The sequence below is a fragment of the Candidatus Viridilinea mediisalina genome (genome assembly GCF_002532535.1).
Taxonomy (GTDB): Bacteria; Chloroflexota; Chloroflexia; order Chloroflexales; family Chloroflexaceae; genus Viridilinea; species Viridilinea mediisalina.
On the sequence record NZ_NQWI01000036.1, the window covers coordinates 10,693 to 34,038 of the forward strand.

A 23,346-nucleotide genomic window follows, 5' to 3' on the forward strand; every position below is an offset into this window, starting at 1 on the left:
TCGGTACCTCTCCTCTCCTCCTAACCTCAAACCCTCTGTGTTCTCGGTGCCTCTGTGGTTCAAATCCTCGGTACCTCTAAGGCAACGGCCCCAGTTCAGGCGGCCAACCACGCGCAAAATAGTCGCCCATAGTAATCACAAACATAAAGAGCAGCGCCACTAACGCCGCCACCGCGTAGAGTTGTGTCACCCGGCTACTCACTTTGATGTGCATAAAGAAGAGTACAATCAGCACCGTTTTGGTTGAGGCAATCGCCACCGCAATAAAGACCCCCAACGCTCGTGGGATATTCAACATCCCTTCAACCCACCAAGCGCCAACGGTCAGAAACATTAGCACCATCAGGGCGGCAAAAACCTTGTAGTAGGTAGCGGGGCCAATATGACCCCGTTCATGCTCATGTTCATGATGTGCCATTGTGATTCCTTAATACCATCAAAAAACTCTTTGTTAGCGCAAAGAAGTTCTGGGCCGCGCCGCTTGGCTTCGACAGGCTCAGCCAGCGGCGCGGTGGTTGCCAACCCAAGGCTTCTTCGCGCTAACAACTCTTTTTGTGCTATGTTGGCGGCAGAGCCGCCAACATAGCACAAAAAATGGGGCTTGGGGCGTAGCCCCAACCTCCCGCCCGTTTCACGTTAGTGAACCAAATAGAACAACGGAAACAAAAAGACCCACACAATATCAATCAGGTGCCAATAGAGCCCCCCGATCTCCACGGGGGTGAAGTAGGTGCTACTAATCGTTCCGCGCCATGTGATGAAGACCAAATAGCTCATAATGGCCAGCCCAATCAGCATGTGGACGGCATGCAGGCCGGTGGCGATGAAGTAGAGCAGGAAGAAGAGTTGGTAGGGGGTTGGTTGGCCTGCAACAGTGGGTGCGTTGCTTGCGCCGGTCGTTTTGTCGGCAGGAAAGAGAAAGGCCTGTCCCGGTACAAGACATTCGTAAACGGCGTGTTGGTTGGTGTTGGTTACCCACTCGATGGGTGTGGAGTAACCAGCGCAATGGGCAAACTTCTCACTATACTCGTAAGCCTTGAGGCCCAAGAAGGCCAAGCCAAGCAGCATGGTGACCACGATCAACTGGATGATGCGCGTGCGCTTGCCCGCTTCGGCGGCGCTCACCGCGAGCGCTACGGTGAGCGAACTGACCAACAGCACAACAGTATTAATTGTGCCCAGCGGCGTGTTGAGGTGGTACGCGGCTTCAGCCCAAATATCGGGAAAGGCCCAGCGATAGACCGCATAGGCCATAAAGATACCGCCAAAGAGCATCACCTCGGTCACCAAAAAGACCCACATCCCTAGCGTTGCGGCCTCTTTCTGCTGTGCCGCAGTCGAAAAGTGGTGCTGAAGTTCCGGGCCATGATCGGCATGACCATGATCAGCATGGGCGTGTGAGCTGCTTGTGGAAGTCGTTGTGGCCAAGGTGATCTCCTTTTTACGGAAGAACAGAGGGGCAGAAGAACAGAAGAACAGAGGGGGTTGCTAAAATTCTCTGTGTTCTCTGTGCCTCTGTGGTGAAAAAACAACCCGCCCCCACACCTACAAAGGACTCCCCGGACGCCAATTGGCCGCATCTACCTCGGCGGCATCGGGCGGGTAGTCGTAGGCTTCCCGTGTAACGACAGGGGTGGTGGTGAAGTTATGGGTTGGCGGTGGGGAACTAACCTCCCATTCGAGGCCCGTGGCATCCCAGGGATTGTCGCCCGCGATAGCCCCCTTCCAGAGCGAAATGGTCAAGTAGATGATCGGAATAATGAAGCCAATCGCTAGGATTGTTGCGCCCGCCGAGGAGAGAACATGCAGAACTTGGAATTCTTGCGGGTAGACATGGTAGCGGCGCGGCATGCCAAGATAACCGACGATAAATTGGGGAAAGAAGGTCATGTTGAAGCCAACGAAGATGATCAGCGCCGAGATGCCGCCCCACACCTCATTGTACATCCGCCCGGTCATCTTGGGCCACCAGTAGTGGATGCCGCCCAAGTAGGCCATAATCGCACCACCGACCATCACATAGTGAAAGTGGGCCACAACGAAGTAGGTATCGGTGACATGAATGTTAATCGCAACAATCCCTAAGAAGATGCCGGTCAAGCCACCAATGACAAAGAGGCCAATGAAGCCCAAGGCGTAGAGCATGGGCGTGCGATAACTGATCGAACCTTTGTAGAGCGTCGCTGTCCAGTTGAAGACCTTAATCGCTGAGGGAATGGCGACCAGCATCGTGAGGAAGCTGAAGACCAGCCCAGCATAGACCGACTGCCCGCTCACGAACATGTGGTGCCCCCAGACGAGGAAGCCCAAGAGGGCAATCGCCATACTGGAGAATGCGATGAACTCATAGCCAAAGATGCGCTTGCGCGAGAAGGCGGCAATCAGTTCAGAGATGACGCCGAAGCCAGGCAAGATCATGATGTAGACGGCAGGGTGGGAGTAGAACCAGAAGAGGTGCTGGAAGAGTAGCGGATCACCGCCGAGCGCCGGGTCAAAGATGCCTACGCCCCAGAGCCGCTCAATCGCCACGAGAAGCAGCGTAATCCCAATCACTGGGGTTGCCAGCACAATGATCAAACTGGTCGCATAGGACGCCCAGATGAAGAGTGGCAGGCGGAACCAGGTCATACCAGGGGCACGCATGGTATGAATGGTCACAATAAAGTTAACCCCGGTGGTAATAGACGAGAAGCCCATAATAAAGGCTCCCGTGATGGTGAGGATCACATTGGAGTTGGCGTAGGTGGAGCTAAAGGGGGTATAGAAGGTCCAGCCCGTATCTACACCACCAAAGATGGCCGCCGTCAGGGCAAAGATGCCGCCCGCCATGTAGAGGTACCAACTGAAGAGATTCAGACGCGGAAAGGCCATATCACGCGCACCAATCATCAGGGGCACCAAGAAGTTTCCTAGCACCGCCGGAATGCCCGGGATGAGGAAGAAGAAGACCATGATGATGCCGTGCAGCGTAAAGGCGCGGTTGTAGAGATCAGCCGAGAGCAGATCGCCCTGCGGGGTGATCAACTCGACGCGAATGACCGAAGCCGCCAGTCCGCCGAGGAGAAAGAAGAAGTTGATGCTCAACAGGTAGAGAATGGCGATGCGCTTGTGGTCAACCGTGAGAAACCAAGCTTTCAGCCATGCTCCAATGGTTGTTGCGTCTTCCTCTAGGTAGTTGCGCCCTGGTAGCGCTGTGGTGGCCATAAGGTACTCCTACAAATTACACCAATTACCCTTGAGCATGCCGCATTATCAAGAACGCTAAAGCCCATTGGAACGCCATGTTCGGCAATCGGCAATCTGCAATCTACAATCGTAAATGGTATTACTCGACATTCGCATCGGCCAACGACTTGATATAGGCCAACAGTTGGTTCATCTGGTCTTCGCTGACTTGGCCCTCGTAGGAGGGCATGACATTGGCGTAGCCAGCGGCAATCTTGGCGCCAGGGTTGAGGATCGATTCGCGCAGGTAGTTCTCGTCGGCAAAGACGAGGCTACCGTCGGTAAGGCGCACTTCGCTGGCATAGAGCCCTGCGAGGTTAGGGCCAATGCCGAGGCCGTCGCTACGGTGGCAACCGGCACAGCCCAAACTGGCAAAGAGTTGCCCGCCCGCAAGCTCCATAGGGTCACCAATCGCTTCAACGAGCGCGGGCACAGCGCCACCGACACTGCCATCGGGCAGAATGATCTCGCCAGGAGTAGCGAGCCAGCGTTCATAATCGGCCAAGCGCAGCGCCACCACGCGCCCGACCATGAGTGAATGTTCAGTGCCACAATATTCAGCACAGAAGAGGTGATATTCACCCGGTTGGGTCGCTTCAAACCACATAATGGTGTAGCGCCCCGGCAGGACATCCTGTTTGACGCGGAAGTCGGGGATGTAGAAGCTATGAATGACATCTTGCGAGGTCATGATCAACTTGACCGGCTGGCCAATTGGGATGTGCAGTTCATTATTTTCCCGCTTTCCATTGGGGTGCTGAACATGCCACATCCACTGTTTGCCAATCACATAGATTTCAAGTGAGTCATCGGGCGGAGTACGCATATCAATGTAGAGGAAAGCACCCCAAAAGAAGACGGTGAGTACTAACACAAGAGGAATCACCGTCCAGGTCAATTCTAGTGGCAGACTACTATGCAACTGATTGGTGCGATCAACCTTTTGGCTGCGGTGGTAGCGCACCATCAGGTAGAGGATAATAAAGGGCAGGATGCCACCAAAGATCAGGCTCAGCCCAACCAACGTCCAGTAGAGCACATCAACCGGCCCGGCGAATGTCGAAGCCTGTTCGGGAAATAAAGGGAAGTCCTGCATATGCTTTCCTACATCTGCTAACCCAGCGCTTGGGCTGGCCCGCTCGGTGGTGTGCCCCGCCGTGAACGCAGACTCATGAACAAGACTGAGCCACCAATGATCAAGACTGTGAGCAACCCGGCCACTCTGAGCAGCGTCATCACCAGGCCGGTATACTGTCCGGTCGAGGGATCAAAGTGGTAACAGAGCAGCAGCAGTTGGTCTACGGGGGTGCCAATCCGATTGCCCGAAGCCTCAACGAGGCCCAAGCGCACATCACCCGGATTGAACTCAATGCCATAGAAGTAGCGCGCCAAGGTGCCCTTGGGGGTCAATACAAGAATACCAGATGCATGGGCATATTGATTGATCGTTTCATCGTAGAAATAGCGAAAGCCAACCGCATTGGCCAACTGCTGGATACTATCCTGGGTGCCGGTAAGGAAATGCCAGCCATGCTCAGTATTGGGGCGATTGTAACGCATCAGGGTAAAAGTCTTAGCACTCGCCGCATTCATCGGCGTCTCGGTGGGATCAATACTCACATTGATCACCTGGAAATCATCGCCCACATTGAGGCGCACCTCATTGAGGCTATTCACAAGGCCGTCGCGCAGCAGCGGGCAGAGCATAGGGCACTCATAGTAACTGAGCAGCAGCACCACAGCCTGTTCGCCAAAATAGTCACCCAAACGCACCGCCGCGCCCGTCTCGTCCACAAAGGGCAGATCGAGCGGCACCTGCGACCCTAGATGTTGCTCAAAGGCAACCGCCTCGGTGGGATGCGGCTGCTGCGCCTGAGCGCTTGGCACCGGCACGAGGAGTACTGTTATCAGGATGAAAAGGAAGATTGTGATTGTGCGTTGCATTCTATTTTTTCTAAGAGGCTGTCTGATAAAGTCTATGGGTTGGCGTTGGAGTGCCGGCTTTAGCCGGCTAAAGCCGGCACTCCAGCGTGTGCCCCCCGGTTTTTCAGACAGCTTCCAAAGCTACTCTTGCGTTGCAAACGGATCAACCCCTAGCTCCAACAACAACTCCTTGGCCCGCTCAATGGGAATATGGGTCACCCCAGCAGGCTGATCAACCCAGCCGTAGCTCTCCAAGTGTTGATTGGCTGCTTGGAGCATCTGGTTGCTCTCAGCCAAGGGATTCTGTTCTAGCAACGGGCCGGGCGGCATGCGTTGGGCCGCATCGCTCGGCAGCGTATTGCTCTGATCCACAATGCCGGTACCAGTGAAACCGACCATGATCGCAATAACAATATAGGCCAAAATCAGACTGGCAATCGTAGCGGCTACCAAGATCACCACTGGCTTCATACTCCAATCGGTGACCTCAAAGCCACTAGCAATACTTTCGGGGGAGGCCCCTTCGGGGCTATGGTGTCCACTCATGGGTTACTCCGTATGGCTTGTCTTGGGAGAACCACGTTCTCCCAAACCCACTTCGGGAGAACCATGTTCTCCCAAACCCACTTCGGGAGAACCATGTTCTCCCAAACCCGCTTGGGAAGAACCACGTTCTCCCAAACCCACTTCGGGAGAACCATGTTCTCCCAAACCCGCTTGGGAAGAACCACGTTCTCCCAAACCCACTTCGGGAGAACCATGTTCTCCCAAACCCACTTGGGAAGAACCTGGTGGTGGGTTTCAGGGAGAACCTGGTTCTCCCTGATCTCCCTAGCGAAGGTGGGCTTCTGGGAGAACCTGGTTCTCCCTGATCTCCCTAGCGAAGGTGGGCTTCAGGGAGAACCTGGTTCTCCCTGATCTCTCTAGCGAAGGTGGGTTTCAGGGAGAACCAGGTTCTCCCTGATCTCCCTAGCCGGAAGGTGGGTTTCAGGGAGAACCTGGTTCTCCCTGAGCCCCCTAGCGGTGGCAGGCGTAACAATTGGTAAGGCGTCCGTCGGTGGCAATCTGGTATTCGGCGACGAGGGCGAGGCGTTCGCTGAGGGGCAGTGAAAGAGGATTGTAAGCCATATTGAAGATTTCGTCGCGGGGGCGGATGTGTTCCTCAGGGTTGCGGTGGCAACCTAAGCACCAGCCCATCCATAAGGCTTGCGCCTTGGCAGTGAGATGCTGCTGATCCGTACCGGCATGGCACGAGGCGCAACCAATGCCTTTGGCAACATGGATACTGTGGTTAAAAAAGACAAAGTCGGGTAGATCGTAGATACGGTTCCAAACAATGGGCTCGCCGGTCTGCAAACTAACCCGGGCTGGTTCAAGCAGAGGGCTATTGGTCCAGATCTGCGAATGGCAGGACATGCATGTATCAGTTGAGGGAAAGCCCGCGTGGGCGGCCTGTTCTACTGTGGAATGGCAGTAGAGACAGTCAATCTTCAACTCATCAACGTGATGCTTATGGCTAAAGGGGATCGGCTGGGCCTTTGCATCGCCCACTTCAGTGTACCAGGGCGAGAGGTAGATGCCAATCAATGCCGCGATAATCCCGATACTCATGAGCGTCAAGCCAATCAGGCTCAACATGAAGATCACATTGGCATTGCGCGGAAAGATCTGTGCAGACATTGGAGGTCTCGCTCTCTAAGAAAAGGAAAGTAGGAAGTAGGAAAGTAGGATTGTGGTATCAGGATGTGTTTTACACCTACTATTTCCTATCTACTACCCAACTATTTCCTACCTGCTCCATGGGCTACGGCAGCTCGGCAAGCTCTTCGGCATGCAGTGCTTCTGCCACGGTATACTGACTGAGCTGCAGGGCGCGGGTGTAGGCGGCAATGGCCCAGCGATCTTCGGGGGGGATGCGGTGGGCGTAGCTGTACATGCGGTTGACGCCATTGGTAATTACGTCAAAATAGTAGCCAATCGGAGCGGTGCGCAGGCGCTCGTCGTGCAGGGTAGGCACTTGCATGCCACCACGGTAGGCTGCAACCCCATTGCCAGCGCCAGTGAGCCCGTGGCATGGCGCACAGAAGGCGTTGTAGCGCGTCTGCCCGTGGGCCAAGAGTTCGGCGGTGAGCTCCATGGGTAATTCGGCCACCAGATCGCCCTCCAGACGCCCGCTGAACATGGCCGAGTTGGGATCAAAGGTTCCCATTGCCACCGTGTTGGGGGGCGGGGGCCGCATCGAGCGCCCATCTTCAAAGAAGTCGCTTGGCTGGTTGGCCGAATACCTGGGCTGGTCGTACATGTCGGTGTGACATGCCACGAGCAGTAGGCAGAGGGGTAACCATGCGAGGCGAATAATGGTAGATTTGGACATTGGAAAGCTCATGTTTACGTTGATCCTTATGCCCTGTCAAGTAGAGAGTTGTTGGCCGAAGGATTTGCTGATGAGGACAGAGAGAATTTGAACCACAGAGGCACCGAGAACACAGAGGGTTTGAGGTTAGGAGGAGAGGAGAGTTACCGAGTTATGCCATTTACGATTGCAGATTGCCGATTGCCAAACACGGTGTTCCAATGGGCTTTAGCGTTCTTGATAATGCGGCATGTTCAAGGGTAAGAAGTACAAATAATTGTGATAGCGATTACCTCACATCCTCTCTGTGCCCTCTGTGCCTCTGTGGTTCAAATTCTCTGTGCCCTCTGTGCCTCTGTGGTTCAAATTCTCTGTATCCTCTATGTCCTCCTAGCCGCCATCAGCCAAGTCGGGGTTGGGGTTGCGTACCCGCGCCAAGTAGGTGGTACGGGGCCGGGTGTTCAGCATCCCCAAGACACTGTAGTTGTGCGGTTCGGCTTTGCGTTTGGTTACGAGCGCATCAGGGTTGTTGATGTCGCCAAAGGTGATCGCTTGGGTCGGGCAGGCTTGGGCGCATGCCGAGATCACTTCGCCATCGGTAATGGGCCGGTCGCCTTCGACACGCGCTCTGATGCGGCCATCCGCGATGCGCTGGATGCAGAAGCTACACTTCTCCATGACCCCTAAATTGCGGACAGTCACTTCGGGGTTGCGTCCGAGGCGCAGACTTGGCGATGCGAGATCGGTATACTGGAAGAAGTTGAAGCGCCGCACTTTGTAGGGGCAGTTGTTCGAGCAGTATTTGGTGCCGACGCAGCGGTTGTAGATCATGTTGTTGAGCCCTTCGGCATCGTGTACCGTTGCGGCTACCGGGCAGACCAATTCGCAGGGGGCGCGCTCGCAGTGTTGGCAGAGCATCGGCTGCAAGTAGGTCTCTGGGTTGTCGAAGTCGTTGCCAGCGAAGTAGCGATCAATGCGGATCCAGTGCATTTCACGCCCCATTGCGACTTCACGCTTGCCCACAATGGGGATGTTGTTTTCGGCTTGACATGCAACGACACAGGCGTTGCAGCCCATACAGGCGGTCAGATCAATGCTCATGCCCCACTGGTTGCCGATACTATAGTCGTAGCCGGGCAGGTAATCGCCTTCGCCGCCCGGCAAGAGACTCTGGTAACCGTCGGTGCCAGGGCCGGGGGTGTCTTTGCCATACTCTTCGCGGTAGACTTCGTGGGCAATATATTTGGGATCGGCCTTGAAGCGGTCAAATTCGCCCACGCGAATGAGCGAACGGCCTTCGAGTGTCCAGTGGTTTTGGGTACTGACAAGCTGGTAGCGGTCATTAGTGGCGGTCGCCGTTAGGCCAGCGGCAAACCAAGGGGCGCTACTGGTCCGCAGGCTATAGGCATTAAAGCCGGTACCCTCAGCCACCGGGCCAGCCACAGCGCCACGCCCATACCCCAAACTAAGGGTTACCGTATCCTCCGCGTGGCCCGGCACAATCCAGATCGGCACGGTCAACGTGCGGCCCTCAAGGCTCAACTCAACCAAAGCGCCATTCTGGCGGATCAGTTGTTCCAAATTGCGCTGCGCGGTAATATTGTTGGCATCGGCGAGGCTCTCGGGATCAAAGGCGAGGCCCAAGAGACGAATGGCAGTACGGGGACTCACGAGCGCCGCATTATCCCAGGTGAGCTGGGTCACCGGCTTGGGCAATTCTTGCAGCCAGCCGTTGTTGCTATAGCGCCCATCGTAGACGCTGGCATCGGGGCGGAAGACCAACTCGAGGCCGGGGGGCGGCAGTTCGGGTGCCGCGAAGCTCAAATCGGGGCGCAGCGTGACCGGCAGGGACGGGAAATTGCTATTGGCCACCAGCCCTTGGTTGAGGCTCCCATTGATAAAATCATCAAGTTCCGCACCACTCAACCCAGTCGCCTCGGCCCACACATCGCGCACCACATTGTAGGCCGGGCGCACACTCTGGCCCAGCATCAACGCGAGCAACTCGTGGGGGCTACGCCCGCCATAGAGCGGCTCAATCAGCGGCTGAACGATGGTCACACTCCCATCAAAGGCCCGCACATCGCCCCAACTCTCCAGCGAATGGCTCATCGGAATGAACCAATCAGCCAGAGCCGCCGTCTCATCGGCATAGGGGCCCAACACAAGCTTGAATTTGGCCTGTTGGAGTACCGTAGCAACATTGAGATCGGCGGGAGCGTTATAGGCCGGATTCGCATCAATGATCAGCAGCAACTCCACCTGATCACTGGCCAACTCTTGGGCCAATTGGCGCAGAGCGCTCGTCTGGTCGGCGGGATCGGCAACGACCGGGGTGGTATATGTGATGGTGCGACCAACGGCCCCAAGGGCGACATTGATCGCGTGGGCAAGGGCGTGTACCTGGGGCGGCTGGCTTTCACCCGCGATCACCAGGCCAGCGGAACCAGCCTGACGCAGATCGGCGGCAGCGGCGGCGACGAAAGCGGCAGCAGCGGGGGGCAGGCTCACCTCACCAGCGAGCCCCGGTAGCCCAAGGGTGCGGGCGAGGGCAAAGGCAACACTCGCCACCAGTGCGCCCTTCACCGGCAGACGATGGTCGGCCACAATCCCCGTATTGGACGTAGCCGGTTCAGCGACATAGAGCCGACTGACCGTTTGGGTCTCCTTGAGTACCCGGCGGCCAGCGATCCAATCATAGGCATAGCGCACCCGGCCTGGCCCTTCGCTCAAGAAATCGGCATCAAGGGCCACAATCGTCTGTGCGCGTTCAAGGTGGTAGATCGGTTCGAGCGGCTCACCAAAAGCCTCACGGGTACCGGCATAGGTATTGGAGCGACCAACGGGATCATACTGCACCCAACGGGCATTGGGCAACTCCTGCAAAAGCGCATCAATCTGGGCGATCAAACTGGGCGAGGTAACCGTTGGCGTGAGAATCCGCAAGCCTTGGCCCTCAAACGTGCGCTGGAATTGCATCACAGGCATAAAGGCAGCAACAAACTGATCCCAGGTACTCAACCGACCGGCATTCAGGATCGTTTCGGGGCGAGCGGGATCATAGATCTGCAGAATCTCAGCCTGGGCAAAGAGATCGGTGGCCCCCATGCTGGCGGGATGAGCCGGATTACCCTCAACTTTAATTGGGCGGCCATCATAGCTCTTGACTGCAACCCCAAGCCCAAAGCCATCGCGGGTCACTGCGGTCGCATAGAAATTAGGAATACCGGGGCGCTGATCGTGGGGTGCAAGGGCATAGGGTGCAACCTTTTCTTGGGGCTGGCGCAGCGCAAAGGTACAGCCAGAGAGCCCAGCGAGGGCGAAAGAGGCCCCCATGAGCTTGAGGAAGGTGCGGCGGGAGACCGGATCATCCTTGAGTTCAGCGGCACCGGCGGGGAATTCACGCTTCAGTAATTCATGAAAAGCTGGCGTATCGGCCAATTCATCCAACGAGCGCCAAAACTGCTTACCCCGAGCCGACTGAAGGCGCACACGAACATCCTCAAGCTCACGCTCGTGGGGGTGGAGGGTAAGATCACTCATGGGCAGCGACCCAACTAGCAACCCATCGCCAGGGGCCAGACAGATTGCAACATCCCCGAAGCCAGTTTGTGAAAACTAGCACCAATATCTTTAGGGCCAATTATAGCAGACAATCGGAGTGCTGTCACTATGGGTAAATGATACCCACTGAGACTAAGGGGTATGCCCAAGTGGTATAAGTTGTGGTTAGTAGGGATGTAGCCTCAAAGCAATTTACAACTGTAGCGCAACGCAATATCTGAAATAACACGAAATAAATTAATCATATTTACTGATCAATTTTATAACCAGACGATGCACTTGAGTTCCTATCATTTTTGGCCAAACATCAGTATGATTGCTATCTAATTGTTGAGCATGTTCTATTGCTAGTTCAATAGCAGACACAAGTTTGTCAGTATTATAGTTCGCCTTATCATAATGGCCAAGCATGCGTTTAAGTTCATTCTCACACAATTTAACTGATGACGGCAATGGTCTAGGCGGATAGGTCTGATGGAGAAGCAACCACAATTCAAAGGGAAGAGTTTTTATGATTATATTTTTACGAAAACTATCTCCTCGAAAGATATTAAAAACGAAATTTCTTCTTGCAGACCACCGAATGTACCATACTGCACAATGCGCAGTTTGATCATGCAAGAGATTTTCCGCTCATTTTTTTGGCCGATATGTTGTCTAAGGTGAGCTTGTCGCCACCGCAAGCCCTAGTTTAGCCAAAAAAGGCCGCTACTGCCACGGGTAGGTGCTGAATCGCCCGTGAGGGTAGCTGGGCTTGGCCGCGAAAGAGTCCCTGTGAACGGTAGCTACCCTGCTCCAGGATGAGCAGTTCGACCGTTTGGGTACTAGGGTCAACCAGCCAATATTCGGGTACGCCAGCAGCCGCGTAGGCATCCTGCTTTTCGCGCCGGTCGTAGCCTGCGGTACTGGGTGAGACGATTTCGACCACGAGGTCGGGAGGGCCGATGATGCGGCTAGGGGTGATGCACCCTTCGTTGCTGCTGCTGATGACAAGAATGTCTGGTTGTACCACGGTGCCGGGGAAGAGTTCAACGTCGGTGGGGGCGCTGAAGACCTTGCCTAGCCCTACGAGTTGCACATGGAGGGTAAGGTAGGTGGCCAGGAGGTTGCTGACGCTCTGATGGCTAGTGCTTGGTGCTGGGGTCATATAGAGTACCCCGCTAATCAACTCATAGCGCACCCCCTCTGCCTGGATCAATGCATAGTCGGCATAGGTCCATTGCCCCTGAGGCGGACCAGGAATCTGGTCGGCAGGACTAGTAGCAGGGAGGATGTCGCTGATGAGCATAGCAGGGTATATCATTTCAGATGGTAGATTTCAGATTGCCGAATATGGCCTCCCAAGAGGCTGGCTGCTAACCCAAGGCTTTTTCACGCTAATCCCTCATGGGTGTTGCGGTGGCGCGGTGGCTGAGCCCTGAGCTTGTCGAAGGGTCGAAGCCACCGCGCCACCGCAACACCCAAGCGCAATTCCTACGCAAGTACACGCAAGGCCGCAGCAACCACCGCTTCGGCGGTGATGCCCATGCGTGCAAAGATTTCGGTGTGGGGTGCAGAGGCTCCAAAGCGATCTACGCCAACAATGGTACCCTGCATGCCAACGTAGCGCTCCCAGCCGAGGCTGCGTCCGGCTTCGACGGCAACGCGGGCGCTGAGGTTTGCTGGCAATACGGACTCGCGGTAGGCTGCGTCTTGTTCCTCGAAGCGTTCCCAGCAGGGCATGCTGACGACGCGTGCCGCAATGCCGCGCTCTTCGAGCATGAAGGCCGCATCAAGCGCGATGCTCAATTCGGAGCCAGTGGCGAGCAGGGCAATCTGGGGGTTGGCTACGTCACGCAGCACGTAGGCGCCGCGCAGTGCGGCGCTGGCGGGGGCTAGGCCGGAGGCGGGGCTGCGATCCAGTGTGGGTACGCCCTGGCGTGTGAAGATGAGCGCCGTTGGGCCGTCGCGCCGCTCAAGGGCCATGCGCCAGCCCATCGCTGCCTCGTTGCCGTCGCCTGCGCGGAAGACGTAGAGGTTGGGGATGAGGCGCAACGACATGACATGCTCAACTGGCTGGTGGGTTGGGCCATCTTCGCCTAGGCCGATGCTGTCGTGGGTAAAGACATAGACCACCTGGAGGCGCATGAGTGCCGCCATGCGAATGGCGGGGCGCATGTAGTCGCTGAAGACGAGGAAGGTGCCGCCGAAGGGAATAAAGCCGCCGTGCAGCGCCAGGCCATTCAGGATCGCGCCCATGGCGTGTTCGCGCACCCCAAAGCTGATGTTGCGGCCAACAAAGCTGTGGGCTTCAAGCAGGGTTGCACCGTTGATTAGGGTATTGTTGGAGCTGGAGAGATCTGCCGAGCCGCCAATCAGGCTGGGCACATGCTCGGCTAGGGTGTTGAGTGCCACCCCCGCCGAGACGCGGGTGCCTTTATCCTTGGGGTTGGGCGCAAACTCAGGCAGGATTGACCAATCTTGGGGAATGGCGCGTTCCTGCATCTGCTGCCACTGGGCGGCCAGTTCGGGATGGCTCGCACAGTAGCGCTCAAACATGCGCGTCCACTCCTGCTGGCGCGTATTGCCCACCTCCACCGCGAGTTGCATGTGTTCATAGACCTCTTCGGGCACAAAGAACTCTGGCTCAAGCGGCCACCCCAGTGCCTGTTTGGTCAAGGCCGCCTCGGAAGCCCCCAGCGGTTCGCCGTGGCACTTGTTGGTGCCAGCCTTATTGGGGCTGCCGTGGCCAATCGTGGTACGGGCAATAATCAATGCGGGGCGCTCAGGATCATCTATTGCTTCAGCGAGCGCTTGGGCTACGGCGGCCATGTCGTGGCCGTCAACCTGTTGCACGCGCCAAGCCGCAGCGCGGAAGCGTTGGGCCACGTTCTCGCTGAAGGTAATGTCGGTAGCGCCATCAATCGAGACGCTATTGGAATCGTAGAGGACGATCAGCTTGCCTAGGGCCAAATGGCCAGCCATACTGGCCGCCTCGTAGGCAATGCCCTCCATCAAATCACCATCTGAGCAGATTACATAGGTGTGGTGATCAACCACAGGGAAGCCGGGACGGTTGAACTTCTCAGCGAGCCAACGCTCAGCCAGCGCCATACCGACCGCAGTCGCAATCCCTTGCCCCAGCGGCCCGGTCGTCATTTCAACCCCGGCGGTCTCGTGATACTCAGGATGGCCGGGGGTACGACTCCCCCACTGGCGGAAGTTCCGCAGATCATCGAGCGACAAGTCATAGCCGCTGAGGTGCAGCAGGGCATAGAGCAGCATAGAGGCATGGCCTGCCGAGAGTACAAAGCGATCACGGTTGATCCAATTGGGATCCTCGGGATTATGCTTCAGGAAGCGTGTCCAGAGGACATAGGCAGCATCAGCCGCACCCAACGGCATGCCGGGATGCCCACTATTGGCCCGCTGCACAGCATCAACTGCTAAAGCCCGGATCGCATTGGCACACATCCGGTCCAACTCGGTACTACTCACCTCTGCGGTGGTCATCGCATCACTCATCACTCGCTCCTCAGACTTGGCATGCGCGATACGCACAACACTTGATGAACGGCGCACACGACGATTATAGCACCGCTGCGCTGCTTGATTGATTCTATTGTACGTATGGCGGGTACAGGGAAGGGGCTGTGCCCCGTAGACGCTACGTTTAGGGCGGTGCCCCATACCCTCTTTTTCGTTCGTGTTGGCGGCTTCGCCGCCAACACGAACGAAAATTCTTCGGAGGAGGCGCAGCCTCCCCCGAACCCCCGCTATTCGTGTGCAAAGAGCCGTTCAAGGGTTGCGCGGCTCATGAGCAGGTAGAGTTCGTGTAGCTCCATTGTGGTGTCGGCGGGCGAGGGGCCGTAGCGCCGCAGCATGGTGGAGGCGACGGTGGGGGCGACGATGTGGGGCGTGATCTGCTCTAGCTCGGGGCCAATCTCATCGAACTGTTGCAGTTGTTCCTCTAAGCTTGGGACGCGCCCTTGAACTTCGTCAGCCGCTCCGTCGCTGTTGGCCGTATCTGCACGGCGGGCGCGCAAGGACTGGATGATGCGCTCTTTGCCCCGCCCGCGTAGCGCGAAGATCAGGAAGGGATCACGATCAAGGTATTCGCCAAGTTGGTAGTAGACCGCCGCCGCATGCTTGCAGGGAGTGGCAAAATCGGGGCATGTACAGGAGGTCTGAAGGTCGTAGACGCTCTGGGGAAAGAGGGCGACCCCGGCACCACTGAAGATCTGCTCAATCTCGCGGGGCATCTCGTTGGCCAACAGCCGCGCTGTAAAGATAGCCTGATCGGCCATGGCGTCAATCGCCCGTTCCCACTGGGCATTACTCAGTGGGATGACCGAGATGGTGACCTTGTAGGGTAGGGAGCGTGAACCTTGCACGCGGCCAACAATGCGCCCTTCGCTGATCTCGATGCTCAAGACCGAGCCGCCACGGGCATAGCCGCGCCCACGGCTGAGGCGGCTGCCCAGGCCGAAGCTTTCGAGGACACTGACCCAGCGTTGGGCCCACCACGATTCGCCAAATTCTCCCGGTTGACTGAAGAAGTGGTGGCTATCGGCAGCAGCCCGCGGGCGAAAGGCCGAGCGCGGGCGTGGGCGCAGCAGCGTGCGTGACTCATGAGCTTCAAAGGCAGCCCCGTGCTGTTCGCCACCCAGCAGTTGCTGATCGGGCTTTTTGCTGCGCCGTCGTCGCCGCCGTACCCGTCGGCGTTTGGGCTCGTAGCCATCCCCATCAAGCCCATGCGGTTCATCGTGAGGCTCTTCATGCGCAGAGGGCGTAGCTTCCGTAGCGGCTTGGTAGGTGCGCCCTGGGCCACGGCCACGGCGCGAGGGGCGGGGGGGACGCTCGCCCGCTTCATTGGGTGGGGCATCTTCACTGCTGCGCTGGCGTTCTGCATGCTCATCTGGGGTACGCGCCTCATAGCGCGAACGGCGCGGGCGACGGGGTGCCCCCTCATTGGGCTTATAGCTACGCTGCTCCCGCTCGCCCGACGGCCCCTCGGTGCCATCGGCGGGGTTGCGTGGGGCATAGCGCGAGCGGCGCGGCGGGCGGGTGGAACCTTCATCAGCCTGGTAGCCGCGATAGCCCTGATCGTCTGAAGTGGCATCTGGATTGCGCGGGGCATAGCGTGAACGGCGCGAACGACGGGACTGGTTCTCGCCTGATTCGTCGCGGCGCTGCGCTTCGGCATCAGGCGGTGTTTGTGTACGCGCCTCTGCGTTGCGAGGTTCGTAGCGCGAACGGCGGGGGCGACGGGGGGCTTGCTCGTCGGGCGCATAGCTGCGGTAGGCTTCGTCGCGGCTCTGGGTTTCGGCCTGCGGCTCTGGCGCATAACGCGAGCGGCGGGGGCGACGGGGGGCTTGCTCGTCGGGCGCATAGCTGCGGTAGGCTTCGTCATGGCCTTGGGTTTCGTCCGGGTTGCGAGGTTCAGCGCGCGAGCGACGCGGGCGACGGGGCGCATCCTCGTCGGGCGCATAGCTGCGGTAGGCTTCGTCGTGGCCTTGGGTTTCGTCCGGGTTGCGCGGTTCAGTGCGCGAACGACGGGGGCGACGGGGTGCTTGCTCGTCGGGCGTATAGCCACGATACTCATCATCGGAGGCTTCGCGCAGACGCTTGCCCGTTGTGGGCCGCTCGTAGTCGCGGGCGGGATCGGTTGATTCGTGGTTGCGCGGACGCGCCTGCTTGCGCCCAGCAGGGCTCTTGGCGGCCCGTTGAGCATCGTGTTGTCCATTGCGTTGGGGCTTGGCTGAAGCGGTGCGGCGTTCAGCTTGAGCCTCAAGTTTGGCTTGGTCTTGCTCTGGTGACCGCCGCGGGCTGCGCGGACGGCGGCTACGCGAATTGCGTGATGATCCGTTGTTGGTGTACGGATCATCATCAGCATACACGGCAACCGTTTCTTCTTGTACCTGCATATCTTCAGTTTGGGTAGTGGCCTCATCACGAGACCCTGAACGCCTTCGTGGTCGTCCCATTACTCACTAATCTCCTCACGCCGGAGGGCAACAAGGTCGCGCAACTGGGCCGTACTCAGCTCGGTAAGCCACTGCTCACCCGCTCCAAGGACTTGGGCTGCCAGGGCGCGTTTACCCTCAATCATGGCATCAATTTTTTCTTCGAGGGTGCCTCCACAGACAAACTTATGCACCTGGACATTGCGCGTTTGGCCAATACGGAAGGCACGGTCGGTCGCCTGGTCTTCTACTGCCGGATTCCACCAGCGGTCAAAATGAAACACATGGCTGGCATGGGTCAAATTGAGGCCAACACCGCCCGCTTTGAGTGAAAGAATAAAGAAGGGCGGGCCTTCAGCGGCTTGAAAGCGGCGCACCATGCGGTCGCGCTCGCGGGCCGGTGTACCGCCATGCAGAAAGAGCGGCTCGGTCAAAAGCTGTTGGCTAAGGTATTGTTCAAGCAGTGCCCCCATTTCGGTAAACTGGGTAAAGATCAAGGCGCGGTCATTGGCGGCGAGCAATTCTTCAAGCATCTCGCTGAGGCGCTCAAGTTTGCCTGAGCGGCCCCGCAGTTCCGAGCCATCCTTGAGGAAGTGGGCGGGATGGTTGCAGATCTGTTTGAGGCGGGTGAGCATCGCCAAGACGAGACCGCGGCGGCGCAGTTCTTCGCCTTCGGCATCAGCGACGGCGATCTGTTCTAGCGCATCGCGCACCGCCGCTTCGTAGAGGGTGGCCTGCTCTTGGGTGAGCGGCACAAAGACCTTCATCTCGATCTTTTCGGGCAGATCGTTAATAATCGTGGGGTCGCTCTTGAGTCGCCGCAGAATGAAGGGGCCGGTGAGGTGACGCAGGCGTTCGGCGGCTTCCTGATCGCCTGCACGTTCAATGGGGCGGGCGTAGGTACGGCGAAAGTCGGTTTCACCGCCCAGATAGCCCGGATTGAGAAAGGCCATGATGCTCCAGAGTTCCGTCAGGCGATTCTCGACCGGGGTACCCGTGAGTGCAATGCGGGCCTCGGCCCGCAGGGCGCGGGCGGCCTGCGCTTGGCGCGTATCGCTATTTTTGATATTCTGCGCCTCATCAAGAATAGCCAAGCGCCAATTGATAGCCGTGAGCGCCTCACGGTCGCGGGCGAGCAATTTATAGCTTGTAATCACCACATCCTGACGGGCCGCAGCGGTGGCTACCTGGTCGCCACGGGCCCGTTCGGTACCTTGATGGACAAGGACGCGTAGCGTAGGGCTAAAGCGGGTCAACTCACGCTGCCAGTTGCCGGTCACCGATGTGGGGCAGACAATCAGACTCGGGCCACCCTTGGGGGCGGTGGCGCGTTCGTGGAGCAGCAGCGCAATGGCTTGGATACTCTTGCCGAGGCCCATATCATCAGCCAGACATGCGCCAAGGCCATAGTGACGCATAAAGTGGAGCCACGAGAAACCCCGGCGCTGGTAGGGGCGCAATTCACCCCGGAGCGCCTTGGGCTGGGGCAACTCCTCAAGCTGATGGGCCTCCCGCAGATTGCCCAGCATCTCGCCGAGAGCCCCTTCAGCCTCAATCCCAGCAAAGGTGACGCCACCGGGCAATGGTTCACTCTCACCACTGAGGCCCATGCGCAGCGCCTGAGCGACACTCATCTCCCCCCCTTGATCGAAGAGGGTCAAGGCTTGGCGCGCCTGTTGCGGATCAAGCACAATCCACTCGCCGCGCACCTGCACCAGCGGCTCCTTGAGCGCCACCAGTTGTTCAAACTCCTCCCGCGAAATAGGGTGATCGCCCAGGCTCAATTCCCAACGGAAGTTCACCATCTGCTCAAAGCTGAGATTGGTTTGGCGCTTGCGCGTGCGGGGGCGCACCTCTTGGGTGCGGGCACGGGCCTTGAGCCGTCCGGCCCCGCCCCACCAAGTGGGCACCAGCACACCAAAACCGCTCTGCTCCAACAGCGGCGCTGCATCTTTCAGAAAGACAAAAGCCTGCGCCAGGGTCAAGCTCGCCTGCTCTGGAGCCTTACTATGGAGGCTCTCCTCAATTGGCGGCACGAGGCGGGCGGCAAAGGCCAAGGCACGCAACAGCCGTTCTTGGGGCTGGGTAAAATGGCGATCCATATAGTAAAAGGTCTGACCGCGCTCACGCCAGATTTGGGCAGCGGGCACCAAAATCGTCGGATCGTCCACGGCTTGCAGCAGATAGCTGAGGCCCCAGGGGGCACCGGGGTCGGCGGGCGGTTCAAGGCGAAAGGCGATACGAAAAACCTCATCGCCAGCGACATGTTCTGGGCCGCTCCATTCTTGCCAGGCCTGAAAGAGCTCCTCGGCGGTTTGGCCTTGGAGCGCCACCTGCGCTTCGGGGCCAACGAGGGAGGCCATCCATGCAGCGCCGGGCGACTGAGGTTCAGCCTGCCAACGGGCCAGGCGTTCAGCCATGGTCGCATCAGCAGCAGCGAGATCGCGCACCAGCGCATCGGCACCAGCAGCGAGGAAGTGGTCGAGCAGAATGCGGGGGGCGGGGGCGGCAGCGGGATACTGCACCACCGCACGGCAGAGGGCGGGCATCGCGCGGCTCAGATTCGCAATGCGCGTCGCGGTAGCGGGCACCGGGCGCGGGCGCCAGGTGGCACGCAGACGGGGGCCGTCGCGTTCCAGCGCCGGGAGCAACTGCTGCCCAGCGACCAACTCAGCCACAAGTAGCGCGGCGGTACGCCAGACACGCAGGTCGGCACCGGCATCGTGGCGTTGCCCAAGGGCCAACAGAACCTCAAGAGCCTGGCCTGCATCGAGCATGAGACCGCGCACGCGCCAAGGGGCCAAAAAGGGCTCACCCTGAGCGGCTTCCACCCCCGCCTTTTGCAGTTCACGCAGAGGCAGGGGCGCATAGCCCAACGAAGGCAACCAAACAAAGAGATCGCGTTGGGGCACCTCATCAACCGCAAAGGTCATACCAACAAGCCGTTCACGCAGCAGCGCAAGCGGCAACTGAAACGGATGGGGATTCGTGCGTGAACGACGTCCGCGCCATGTCGTGCGCGAAGGATACTCGCCCCAGAAGAAGAAGCGTCGCTGGGAAACGAGCCAAGTGCCGTGAAAAATGGCAATCATTACGGCCTTTTAGGCAAGGATACAGAAACGAGAAGATAGGGAATAGGTTGTTAGGGATGGTTTCAGAAACAGCCCTTCAGCTTTACCGTTGGCGTACCGGTGTTAGTCGGCATCCAGAGGCTATCGGCGACCTCAGCCGACTAACGTCGGCACTCCGTCGGAGGCCAAACTGTAAAGTGCCCTGAAACCATCACGTAGAAGCTGTCTGAAAAGCCGGGGGGCACACGTTGGAGTGCCGGCTTTAGCCGGCTAAAGCCGACACAGAGACGCGCTTTCAGCTTTACCGTCGTAGTGCCGACGTTAGTCGGCATCCAGGGGTTGTCGGCGACCTCAGCCGACTAACGTCGGCACTACCTATGGCGCAAACTGTAACGTGTGCTGGAACCTTCCCTTAGAAGCTGTCTGAAAAGCTCGTGGGTATGCGTTGGAGTGCCGGCTTTAGCCGGCTAAAGCCGGCACTCCAACGCCAGTTCATAGACTTTTCAGACAGCTTCTTAGCATGAAAAAGTTCTGGGCCGCGACGCTTGGCTTCGACAAGCTCAGCCACCGAGCCAGCGCGGCGCGTTCGCGCTCACACATATTTTCTGTCCGCCCATGAACCACCAGGGGGGGCGCGGAGCGCACGAGGCGCAAGCGAACCCCAGGCGCACACAACTCGTGGCCAACCCAACCGATCACGACATGAGGCGCAATTGCATGCACAGGACGGCCTCAGCCCGCCGGGCACACAGCGCACTACACAACAGCGGTGGCATCACGCTCACACCGCAGGCCCCTTGCGCCACTTGCAATAACGTGGGCGGGGCACAGAGAACAAAACCAACTCATGACGGTAAGGAACCCTGCGTCAGAGCTTTCAGAAACTATTATACTACAGAAATGGCGTTTTGGATCAAGTCAATGTTACCGTCTGGTGGAATGGTAACGCCCTACGCAAACGACCATAGATCGCACGTTTAATGTAGGTACACGAGGGGCATTGGGGCTATAGGCCCCACAGTTGGCCCAACGCCTACGAAAGGACGATACTCCCTATGTCGCTCTTACCTACACCCCATGATCCCCCCGCCTGTGTACGTCTGTTACCTAATACCACCGCTGTCGTGACAACCCGCGTTGGCGCTGTGCTGGTGCATTGTCCACCTGAGACGTTGAAGTATCTGTTGGCTTTGGGGCTCACGCCGCCCCAGATTATTCTCTTGCCGCCTGATGTACCGGCGGGCCAGGAGTTGGGTTCGAGTGGTTTTGTGCGGCAGGGGATTAACTATGCGAGTGTTGAATTTTTAATCTATTCCAACTTCTTTGTAGCCGGACGCCAAGTGCGGCTGATTACGATTACGGAAGATCAGGCCCAGCGTATCCGTGCGATCCTCGAAGAGACAACCACTGGCCCGCGCAATCTGGCAGCCTACGGTGAATCGGTTTGGGTGCGCACCGAGTGTTCAGCGGTCTCGTTCTACCCGCCGCTGGGCCGTTCGCCCAACATTGATGACATGGTGGTGATTACGAGCCTTGAGGCGGGTGGTGGCGACTTAGGAGCAACCCAGATTAGCCTTGAAGCAGAGAGCTTTGTCTTTCGTGAGGATGGGCTTGAGTTGGCCCGGCTGAGTACGCAGATTAGCAAAGTAGCGGTGCCCCTGGCTTTGGCCCCACCGCAGCCGGTGCAGCGCCAAGAGTTGACCCTACAATTCATTGGTGGGAGCGATGGCTTCGATCCGGCTGGCATTACCACATGTTTCCTCGCCTACCTGGGCACCACGGTGCAGAGCCAAGCCACCCTCTTCGATGCTGCGGCATACCTCTTGCTACGCTTAGGCAACTTGGGCGTTACCCCCAGCCACATCTCAGAAGTGGTCATCTCCCACCTGCACGAAGATCACATCGCAGGGCTGCCTGAACTGATCCTCATGGGTGGTCATCGGGTGCGCCTCGTGACCTCCGAAGTGATCTACCAGAGCCTCTTGCGCGTATTAGGTGCTATGCTGGCCCTGCCGATCACGGAAGTCGCGGCGCTCTTCGACTACTACCGGCTCGATCCGGGGACACCGTTGGAATTGGAGGGGCGACGCTTCGAAGCGATCTACGCCATTCACTCCATCCCCACCATTGCCGTGCGGGTCGGCGGAGTCTGTTATTCAGGCGATATGCGCTACGATGAGGAGTGGTTTGGCGAACTCGAAGAACGTGGCATCCTGCAAGCCCCGCGCCGCCAGGAGTTGCTTCGTTTCGCTGAAGGGGCTAACATCCTAGTTCAGGATGTGGGTGGCGGTGCCATACACACCACCATTACCCCCCGACTCTTGCATGCACTCACGGCCAAGAGCCAACGGCTGGTCTTGGCCCACACGAGCAAGCACCTGCTGCCCGTAGGCAGTCCCGAATTAGGTGATCGCATCACCTTTGCTGGCAGCGGCGTAGTCTTAGGAATAGGCGCAATGCTACCACACAATGCTCTTAGCGAGATCATCGAAACAATTGCCGCATGCCCGCTCTTTGCCCGCCTCACGGTTGAAGCACGCATCGCCCTAGCCAATGCGGTCACGAGTGTCCACTGGCCCGACAACGCAGTCATCCTGCAAGAAGGCCAAGCCTCCGACGGCAGCACCTACATCGTCCATTCCGGTCTCGTAGAGATCTGGATTGCTGGAGCCCCCGTCCGCATCTTAGGGCGCGGCAGCAGCATCGGCGAACGGGGCGCAATCATGGGCGAAGTCCGCTCTAGCACCATGGTCGCACGCGGGAACGTGGAGTTACTCAAGCTCGCCCCTGAGACCTTTGGCCCAATTGCGGAGCGCCTCGGCCTCGCCACCGCCTTTGCCCAAGCCGAATGGCTCAGTACCATCCCGGTACTCCGCGAGCTACCCTGGGCCAGTTTGCTCGATCTAGCCCTCGATCTCCAGCCGCGCCACCTAGCCACAGGCGAGCAACTCTTTGCCTACGGCGAACCGGGCTACGAAGGTTTTGTGTTGGTCAGTGGAGCCATCAACTTCAACGATGCCGACGGCAGCCTGATCGAGACACTCCAGACGCCGGGCGAATTCTTTGGCGGGCGCGCCGCAATCTACGGGCGCTCACGCAGCGCCACTGCCAGCGCCAGCGCCCCCAGCGTCGTCTGGGCACTCCCGGCCCCAGCCCTTGAACGGCTCAACCTACTCTACCCCAACCTGCTGATGCACCTACGGGCCATCGAAGCGGGCCATCGGCGCAGGCGGAAGGGTTAATACCAAATCCGATAGCCGATAGC

The 23,346-nt window shown here is 58.2% G+C and carries 15 protein-coding genes; 1 reads left to right on the forward strand and 14 read right to left on the reverse strand.

The features are described 5' to 3' along the window. Positions 1-76 precede the first annotated feature (76 nt). The 14 genes from CJ255_RS09870 to CJ255_RS09940 all read right to left on the reverse strand — a co-directional run bounded on the left by CJ255_RS09870 (position 77) and on the right by CJ255_RS09940 (position 20,102). Positions 77-418, reverse strand: a complete 342-nt coding sequence (locus tag CJ255_RS09870; RefSeq protein ID WP_097643939.1) for a cytochrome C oxidase subunit IV family protein — start codon at positions 416-418, stop codon at positions 77-79. A gap of 218 nt (positions 419-636) precedes the next feature. Then, a complete protein-coding gene (locus tag CJ255_RS09875) occupies positions 637-1,428 on the reverse strand; it encodes a cytochrome c oxidase subunit 3 family protein (protein ID WP_097643940.1) in 792 nt (263 codons plus the stop codon). A gap of 117 nt (positions 1,429-1,545) precedes the next feature. Next, complete coding sequence (gene ctaD, locus CJ255_RS09880) at positions 1,546-3,204, reverse strand: cytochrome c oxidase subunit I (protein ID WP_097643941.1); 1,659 nt, start codon at positions 3,202-3,204, stop codon at positions 1,546-1,548. 121 nt (positions 3,205-3,325) lie between these two features. Continuing rightward, positions 3,326-4,321 carry a cytochrome c oxidase subunit II gene (coxB, locus tag CJ255_RS09885; RefSeq protein WP_097643942.1) on the reverse strand — a complete coding sequence of 332 codons (996 nt, stop codon included), beginning with the start codon at positions 4,319-4,321 and terminating at the stop codon, positions 3,326-3,328. Between the two features lie 17 nt (positions 4,322-4,338). Further along, positions 4,339-5,169: an SCO family protein gene (locus CJ255_RS09890; protein ID WP_165774652.1), complete on the reverse strand. Its 831-nt coding sequence runs from the start codon at positions 5,167-5,169 to the stop codon at positions 4,339-4,341. 120 nt (positions 5,170-5,289) lie between these two features. Continuing rightward, positions 5,290-5,694 (reverse strand): hypothetical protein, encoded by a 405-nt coding sequence (locus tag CJ255_RS09895; protein WP_097643943.1) that lies wholly within the window; start codon positions 5,692-5,694, stop codon positions 5,290-5,292. A 471-nt stretch (positions 5,695-6,165) separates the two neighbouring features. After that, positions 6,166-6,828 (reverse strand): cytochrome c3 family protein, encoded by a 663-nt coding sequence (locus CJ255_RS09905; protein WP_097643945.1) that lies wholly within the window; start codon positions 6,826-6,828, stop codon positions 6,166-6,168. A gap of 124 nt (positions 6,829-6,952) precedes the next feature. Continuing rightward, complete coding sequence (locus tag CJ255_RS09910; protein ID WP_245863307.1) at positions 6,953-7,522, reverse strand: c-type cytochrome; 570 nt, start codon at positions 7,520-7,522, stop codon at positions 6,953-6,955. Between the two features lie 369 nt (positions 7,523-7,891). Then, positions 7,892-11,044 (reverse strand): TAT-variant-translocated molybdopterin oxidoreductase, encoded by a 3,153-nt coding sequence (locus tag CJ255_RS09915; RefSeq protein WP_097643947.1) that lies wholly within the window; start codon positions 11,042-11,044, stop codon positions 7,892-7,894. Positions 11,045-11,302: 258 nt separating this feature from the next. Then, entirely contained in the window at positions 11,303-11,686 is a 384-nt protein-coding gene (locus CJ255_RS24870; protein WP_097643948.1) for an RloB domain-containing protein, read from the reverse strand. A 70-nt stretch (positions 11,687-11,756) separates the two neighbouring features. After that, positions 11,757-12,353, reverse strand: coding sequence for a Uma2 family endonuclease (locus CJ255_RS09925; RefSeq protein ID WP_097643949.1), 597 nt, complete (start codon positions 12,351-12,353; stop codon positions 11,757-11,759). A gap of 185 nt (positions 12,354-12,538) precedes the next feature. Further along, positions 12,539-14,569: a transketolase gene (tkt, locus tag CJ255_RS09930; RefSeq protein WP_097643950.1), complete on the reverse strand. Its 2,031-nt coding sequence runs from the start codon at positions 14,567-14,569 to the stop codon at positions 12,539-12,541. Between the two features lie 251 nt (positions 14,570-14,820). Beyond that, positions 14,821-16,971 carry an SWIM zinc finger family protein gene (locus tag CJ255_RS09935; RefSeq protein ID WP_165774654.1) on the reverse strand — a complete coding sequence of 717 codons (2,151 nt, stop codon included), beginning with the start codon at positions 16,969-16,971 and terminating at the stop codon, positions 14,821-14,823. Positions 16,972-17,030: 59 nt separating this feature from the next. Next, positions 17,031-20,102, reverse strand: coding sequence for a DEAD/DEAH box helicase (locus CJ255_RS09940; RefSeq protein ID WP_217352432.1), 3,072 nt, complete (start codon positions 20,100-20,102; stop codon positions 17,031-17,033). A 1,034-nt stretch (positions 20,103-21,136) separates the two neighbouring features. Between CJ255_RS09940 and CJ255_RS09945 the strand changes: the two genes are divergently transcribed. Further along, complete coding sequence (locus CJ255_RS09945) at positions 21,137-23,323, forward strand: cyclic nucleotide-binding domain-containing protein (RefSeq protein WP_097643952.1); 2,187 nt, start codon at positions 21,137-21,139, stop codon at positions 23,321-23,323. Positions 23,324-23,346 lie beyond the last annotated feature (23 nt).